Origin of the sequence: Fibrobacter sp. (assembly GCF_017545445.1) — a bacterium.
GTDB lineage: Bacteria > Fibrobacterota > Fibrobacteria > Fibrobacterales > Fibrobacteraceae > Fibrobacter.
Genome location: NZ_JAFWOM010000134.1, coordinates 1 through 6,704, shown reverse-complemented (window position 1 = coordinate 6,704; position 6,704 = coordinate 1). Strand labels below are relative to the sequence as shown.

Here is a 6,704-nt window from a genome sequence, read left to right as displayed (position 1 = left end):
TCAGGCGGCTAGAAATAGCCGTCTTTTTGCGTATTAAAAGGGAAACAAACGAAAGGCGGTGCATTCGATGGCATCAAGTGCGCGGGGGCGCAATTCTTCCAAAGCTGCTGAATGGGTAGAGGACGAAGAGAACTTGATGCTTATTGAGTGTTGGGCGCGTGACGGTTTTACTAATGCCGATATTTCGGAAAAGATAGGAATAGGCGAATCAACATTCAGCAAATGGTTAAACAAATACCCTGAGCTAAAAGAAGCGTTGCGCAATGGTCGTGAGTTGGTTGATTACAAAGTCGAAAACGCTTTGCTTAAATCAGCTCTAGGCTACAAGACAACAGAATCAAAAGTAACGCTAATCATGCGTGATGGCGTTGTGGTAGAAGAACGTGAGGAAACCACGGAACGCGAAATTGCGCCCAATACAACAGCGGCGCAAGTATGGTTGTATAATCGATTGCCTAAGAAATGGAAAAAGAACCGCGATAACGTTTTGGATTTGTCCGATGAGGATACGTCGATTCAGATTACGGTTGTGAACAAGTCAACCGATGATGAAGAAAACGACGATACGGTTAACGAATCGGTCAGAATCCGAAAAAGCACGGAACAGGAAAAAGCCCAAAAAGAGCGTGAAAAGGCTGAAAAAGCGCGTAAAACGAAAGAAAAGGCTGCTAAAACTACTTTTTACGATGAAAACGACGATTGGGATGACGATGATGATTGGGGTGATTGAAAGTGAAAATCACTAAGAAGATTGCCCCGGCTTTCAGCGGTTTCGTTTTCGATTGGGATTATGAAACGTATTTGCTTTGCGGTGGATACGGTAGCGGTAAAAGCTATCACATTGCTTTCAAAATCATTTTGAAATGCCTAGAGGAAAAGCGAAAGGTGTTGGTCGTTCGCGAGGTTTACGAGACAATAGCCGATTCGTGTTATGACCTATTCCGCGAAATACTCTTGGATATGGGCTTGTATACCGAAAACCGTTCTGAGTTTTACAGGAAGAAGAATCGCGTATGGGGTCAGTTATCGCCATTGCGTTTCAGATTTCCCAATGGTTCGACAATCATATTTCGCGGTATGGATAAGCCTGAGAAAGTGAAATCAATCAACGGCGTTTCTATCGTGTGGTTGGAAGAGGCAAGCGAAATCAAGTATTCGGCGTTTCAGGAATTGCAGGGACGTTTGCGAACGCCTGATGTTTCAATGCATTTCTTTTTGAGCTGTAACCCGGTTGGTCGTGAAAACTGGATTTACCAACGCTTTTTCAAATTCACGGATGATGACGGCAAAGAGCGCTTAATCATGGATGAAGAGAAATTCTATGAGCGCAAAGAGCTAATAGGTAAAAATGGCGTTTACTATCATCATTCAACGCCGTCTGATAATCCTTGGTTGCCGTGGCGCTACATAAAGCGTTTGGATGATTTGAGGCATTACGATTATCCGCTTTACATGGTGGCGCGTTGGGGGCGTTTTGGCGCAACTGGTACGCGAGTATTACCGCAAATGCGAATTTCGAAACGCGCAGACCAAATGAAAAAGAAAGTCATGGAATTGGGCTTTCAGAATATGTATTTCGGATTTGACTTTGGTTTCGAAGAATCGTTCAATGCCGTTGTGTGCATGAGCGTAGACCGCGAGAATCAAGTTCTGTACGTGTGGGATGAAATCTACATGAACCATATCACGGATGACAAATTCGCAGCTTTGCCCGAAATGCAGAAGTTGAGGCGGCGTGTTAACGACGTTGCGGCTATGGGGTTGAGCAATGGGATTATCGTTGCAGACAATGCAGACCCGAAAGCTATTCAGTATTACAGGCAACAGGGTTTCAGAATCCGCGCTTGTAAGAACAAGTTCGTTGGTTCGCGGTTATCGAACACACGAAAAGTGAAGCGGTTCAAGAAAGTAATAGTATCTTCAAAATGCAAAAACACGATTCGTGAGCTAAAAGATTTAACTTACAAAAAGGATGCTAAGGGCAACGTGATTTATGACCAGTTCAATATCGACCCGCACACTTTCAGCGCGATTTGGTATGGATTGGATACGGTTACGGTTGCAGATTACAAGGATAGGAAATATTACTCTAAAGCTGGTTAGGTGGTGTTTTGAAATGGCAGACGATAAGACTTACGAGGACGTTGAAGAGGTAGAGGCATATACGATTGACCCGGATGCAAGCGGTATTAATTGGGCTGTGCGCCTTAAATCGAAATGGTTTTGGATGGCGATTATCCCGATGATTCTTCTGCTGGTTCAGCAAATCGCGGCTATGTTTGGTTTCACGCTCAATTTCGAAACGTTGCAAGCGCAAATCCTCGCAATTGTCGAAACGGTGTTCATGATTCTCGGTATCCTCGGTATCATCGTTGACCCGACAACCAAGGGCTTTTCCGATAGCGCACGCGCTCTTACGTACACAGAGCCGAATTAAGGCGGTGTCGAAATGTCGCGTGATTGGAATATGCCGAAACAGAGAAAGAGCGTGAGAAAGCGCGAGAAAGCTTCTGAGAAGAAATCAGAGCGCTTTTCGATAGCATGTGTGATGATTTTCGTGTTAGTTCTCGCTAGTTTCGTTTCGGCGTTCGCTCTATGGGCGTTCAACGATTCGATGCACGCGATGAATGAAGCTGTCAAGGCGCGTAGCGAGAAAACAGAGCAAACAGAAATGAAGGTTATGGAGGCAAATGACGTGCCTTATTCAGAATCTTCTAGTTCTAGTTCGAAAAGCGCGAATGCTTCTAGGAAATATCAAATGCCGTTGTATTTGCAAACGCAACAGAGTTGGTCGAATGTTCCGTATGGAAACAATACGATTGGAATTAGCGGTTGCGGGCTTACTTGTGCTGCAATGACGGTTGAATGGTTCACAGGTGAGCGTTGCATGCCTTTTGATTTGGTTTATCAGGTTGGCAGCAATTGCATGGTTTATGCAGACGATGGAACGCTTGTAAACGATATGGAGCTGTTCGGCGATTATCTGCATGAGAAATACGGTTTCGATGTTTCAGAGCAGTATTGGAACGTGAAACGCGCATTGGCTGAGGTTAACAACGATTATTCCCAAGCTGTCGTTTGGGCGGGCGTTAACGGTCAGTTAGGCAACGAATGGTATGACGGGCATATAATCGTGATTTACCGTGTCGGTGATGAATACGTTGAAATTCGTGACCCGTATAACCAAGAGAATTCAGAAGCGCGTTATTCGATTTACGATTTCGAGAATATGGATTGCTGGACGTATTTTTACACAGTGAAAGAAGGTGTGTGATAGTGGCATTGCATGGTATCGATATAGCGAATCATCAAGAGGGCATCAATCTTTACGATGTTCCTTTTGATTTTATGATTGCGAAAGCAACTGAGGGAACAGGTTTTGTTGATTGGACGTGTGACGGATACGTGCAAGCGGCTTTAGCTCAGGGAAAGGGCGTTGGCGTTTATCATTTTGCGCGTACAGGTGACCCGATTGCACAGGCTGATTTCTTTGTCGATAATATACGTGGTTATATCGGCAAGGCCGTTCTTTTCCTTGATTGGGAAAATGCGGGCGATTATGATTTGAACGTTTTGGCGCAAGGCCCGGAGTGGGTTAAACGTTGGCTTGACCGTGTTTATGAACTTACGGGCGTGCGTCCGATGATTTACATGAGCAAGTCAGTTTGCCGTGAATATGATTGGTCTGCTGTTGCGCCTGATTACGCTCTTTGGATGGCTCAGTATCCGAATTACGATGAAACGGGCTATCAGGATGACCCGTGGACGGATGGATACGGCGTTGGCGCGTTTCCGGGTTGGGCTATCCATCAGTACACTTCTAGTGGTCGTTTGGGCGGTTATGACGGTCTTTTAGACCTTGATATCTTCTATGGGGATATGGTTGCTTGGAACAAGTTTGCGGGCGGTACAGGCGATGTGAAGCCGTCTCAGGGCGGTTCTAAGTCTGTTGACGAACTTGCAAAGGAAGTTCTAAACGGTCAGTGGGGTAACGGCGATGACCGTAAGAATCGCCTTACCGCTGCCGGGTATGATTACAATGCGGTTCAGAATCGCGTTAACGAGTTGGTAGGCGGTTCTAATACGAAATCCGTTGACGAGTTGGCGCATGAGGTCATAGATGGCAAGTGGGGCAATGGCGATGCGCGTAGGAATGCGCTGAATGGCGCTGGTTACGATTATGACGCTGTGCAAGCCCGTGTGAATGAATTTCTCAATTCAAAATCAGTCGATGAATTGGCGTATGAGGTCATTCAAGGCAAATGGGGCAACGGCAATGACCGAAAGAACCGTTTGCAGAATGCCGGTTACGATTACAACGCCGTGCAAGCGCGTGTTAACGAGTTGCTTTAGTTGGTGATTGAAATGTCAGACGAGATTAAAGCCGTTAACGAGCAGCGCAACAGCACGGAGGTAATTAAAGCGTACAATCGCATTCCATATGGTTTGCTGAATGCGGAAATAGAAGGTTCGGCGAAAGACACGTTGGACGAGTTCACGCAGATTTGCGAGTATTACCGAATTTACAAGGATGGCGCTAAGTTCTCGGTAGAGGGTTCAAACGGTGATTACGTGCCTGCTACGTTGCGTTACAAGATGGCTAAATCTCTGATTGACAAAGAGGCGCGTTTCCTTTTCGCAGAACCGCCGACGATTCAGGTTGAAGCTAAGGGCGATTTGGGCAAGACGAGCGAAGAGGCTGCTAAGTCGATTACCGTTTTGAATGACTTGGTTAAAACCGTTCTCGATTCCAATATGTTTGAAGAGCAGTTAATCAAGGCGGCTAAAGATTGCTTTATCGGAAAGCGTGTTGCGGGCTTGGTTAACTTCAATGAGGATGACGGCGTTACGGTAACGTTTTTGCCCGCAACGCAGTTCGTTTACGATACGAAAATGGGCAATCCGAACGTTATAACGAAATTCGTTGCGTTCATCATCGTTCGTGATTCGCTTACATTGTCGGATAAGCGTATTTTCAAAAAGAAATTCGTTTTGAAAGACGATGGCGTTGTCTACTTAGAGGAAACGCTTTTCGATGGCGCGGGCGCTCTAATCGAAGAGGTAACGACGGAACAGCCGATTAAGCTTGACACGATTCCCGTTGCCGTTTTCGTCAATGACGGTCTTACCGGCGAGGATAAGGGCGAATCGGAAATCGAGATTTTGAAGGATTACGAATCGTATTATTCGAAACTCGCAAATGCTGATACGGATGCAGAGCGCAAGAGCATGAATCCAGTTAAGTATGCCGTCGATATGGAGCCTAATTCTACTAAGGATTTGAGTACGGCGGCGGGTGCTTTTTGGGATTTGGGTTCAGACCAGAACCTAGACCATCCTACGCCACAAGTCGGTATGTTAGAACCGAACATGAGCTATTCAGAAGCGCTCAAAACGACGTTAGACCGTATCAAGACTGTTGGTTACGAGCAGGTTGATATGCCGAATATCACGCTTGAAAGCATGACGGGCGCGATAACGAGCGGTAAGGCGCTCAAAGCGGTTTACTGGCCTTTGATTGTGCGTTGCAAAGAGAAAATGAAAATGTGGGCACCACAATTGCGCCGTTTGATTGACGTTCTCATTCAGGGCGCTATGCAGTATCCGAATACCGTTGTCGATTATCTGAACGATACGATTGTTCCCGTTGCATATGAAATCAGCATCGAGCAGAATTCTAGTTTGCCCGAAGATGAGATTGAGGAAAAGCAACAGGATTTGTCAGAGGTTAATTCTCAGGTCAAATCGCGTAAGTCGTATATGCAGAAGTGGTTTGGTCTTACCGATGACGAAGTTAACGAGGAATTGGAGCAGATGGCGAAAGAACGTCAAGTGTTAGAGGATTCGGCGCTTTTGGGCGGTGCTATGGGCGGTGATGTGGTTCCATATCCCGATGCAGAAGATAACGCCTTAGAAAGCGCCTCAGATGGGTCAGGCAATGTTTCTGAGTGATGATTGCAAGTGTCAAATCAAATGGACGTTCGTAGATAAAAGCTATTTGCTCAGCAAGTGCGAACTTTGGATTGACGGCAACGATATGTGTTTGAGATTGTCTGGAAACCGTCAGAAGCCGATTTGCGGGCGTTTGCGCAACTATAGGCGCAAGACGGCATTGCAAGCGCTTAGAAAGCACGGTATAGCGTCAGGTGATGCTTATTTCGGTAGGCATTTCGAAGATGCTGTATTTCAGGCATGGCATGATTTGGGATTGCCCGATGGTTATACTAAGCCGATTTTGAAAGAGATTTGTTAGGGGGTGGCGTTGCGTGGCGTTTCATGAATCTAAGGTCATTTTGAAAGATGCAGAGGCGGCACGTGACGCTATCACGGCTGCTCAGTATCAGCACATTTCTAATCTGTATACCGAATGGGCTGATGAGTTGGGCGAACAGGCTAAGTTTTGGGCTGGCAAGGATACGCAGAGCGCTTTGATGCGCGAATTGCAGTACAAGCAATTGCGGCAAGCCGTTACAGAGCAATCACACGTTGTTTCAAACGGCGTTTACCAGAGTTCCAAAGAAGCCTTGTACACTGTTTCAGAATCGGTTGTAAGTTCTTTGACGGCTTATACCGTCAGTCTTGGTTTCGAGCATATGGCGGTTGCCGCTGCTTACAATTCGATTCCCACAACCGTTGTGAATCAGCTTGTAACAGGGCAGTTGTACGAAAACGGCTGGAATTTGTCTAGCGCGATTTGGGGCAAT

8 protein-coding genes are annotated in these 6,704 nt (G+C 46.1%); all 8 read left to right on the top strand.

Annotated elements, in window-relative coordinates:
* The first annotated feature begins 67 nt into the window (after positions 1-67).
* The gene (locus tag IKG78_RS14965; RefSeq protein WP_290944900.1) at positions 68-730 is read left to right on the top strand and encodes a hypothetical protein; all 663 of its coding nucleotides are present in this window, start codon (positions 68-70) and stop codon (positions 728-730) included.
* 2 nt (positions 731-732) lie between these two features.
* Positions 733-2,103: a PBSX family phage terminase large subunit gene (locus tag IKG78_RS14960; protein WP_290944898.1), complete on the top strand. Its 1,371-nt coding sequence runs from the start codon at positions 733-735 to the stop codon at positions 2,101-2,103.
* 85 nt (positions 2,104-2,188) lie between these two features.
* Entirely contained in the window at positions 2,189-2,437 is a 249-nt protein-coding gene (locus IKG78_RS14955; protein WP_366075576.1) for a phage holin, read from the top strand.
* A gap of 111 nt (positions 2,438-2,548) precedes the next feature.
* Positions 2,549-3,274: a papain-like cysteine protease family protein gene (locus IKG78_RS14950; protein WP_290944893.1), complete on the top strand. Its 726-nt coding sequence runs from the start codon at positions 2,549-2,551 to the stop codon at positions 3,272-3,274.
* On the top strand, positions 3,271-4,353 hold the full coding sequence (locus IKG78_RS14945; protein ID WP_290944891.1) for a GH25 family lysozyme: 1,083 nt from the start codon (positions 3,271-3,273) through the stop codon (positions 4,351-4,353). Before IKG78_RS14950 ends, IKG78_RS14945 begins: the two co-directional genes overlap by 4 nt.
* Positions 4,354-4,365: 12 nt before the next feature.
* Positions 4,366-5,952: a phage portal protein gene (locus IKG78_RS14940; RefSeq protein WP_290944889.1), complete on the top strand. Its 1,587-nt coding sequence runs from the start codon at positions 4,366-4,368 to the stop codon at positions 5,950-5,952.
* Positions 5,939-6,253, top strand: coding sequence for a hypothetical protein (locus IKG78_RS14935; protein WP_290944887.1), 315 nt, complete (start codon positions 5,939-5,941; stop codon positions 6,251-6,253). Before IKG78_RS14940 ends, IKG78_RS14935 begins: the two co-directional genes overlap by 14 nt.
* A 13-nt stretch (positions 6,254-6,266) precedes the next feature.
* Positions 6,267-6,704, top strand: a 438-nt coding sequence (locus IKG78_RS14930) for a hypothetical protein (RefSeq protein WP_290944885.1), incomplete at its 3' end; no start/stop codon positions are given.

Bases quoted from the DNA above. Each gene is read 5' to 3' on its own strand.
- IKG78_RS14965 (WP_290944900.1), top strand. From the start codon at position 68: ATGGCATCAAGTGCGCGGGGGCGCAATTCTTCCAAAGCTGCTGAATGG.
- IKG78_RS14950 (WP_290944893.1), top strand. From the start codon at position 2,549: ATGATTTTCGTGTTAGTTCTCGCTAGTTTCGTTTCGGCGTTCGCTCTA.
- IKG78_RS14940 (WP_290944889.1), top strand. From the start codon at position 4,366: ATGTCAGACGAGATTAAAGCCGTTAACGAGCAGCGCAACAGCACGGAG.
- IKG78_RS14935 (WP_290944887.1), top strand. From the start codon at position 5,939: ATGTTTCTGAGTGATGATTGCAAGTGTCAAATCAAATGGACGTTCGTA.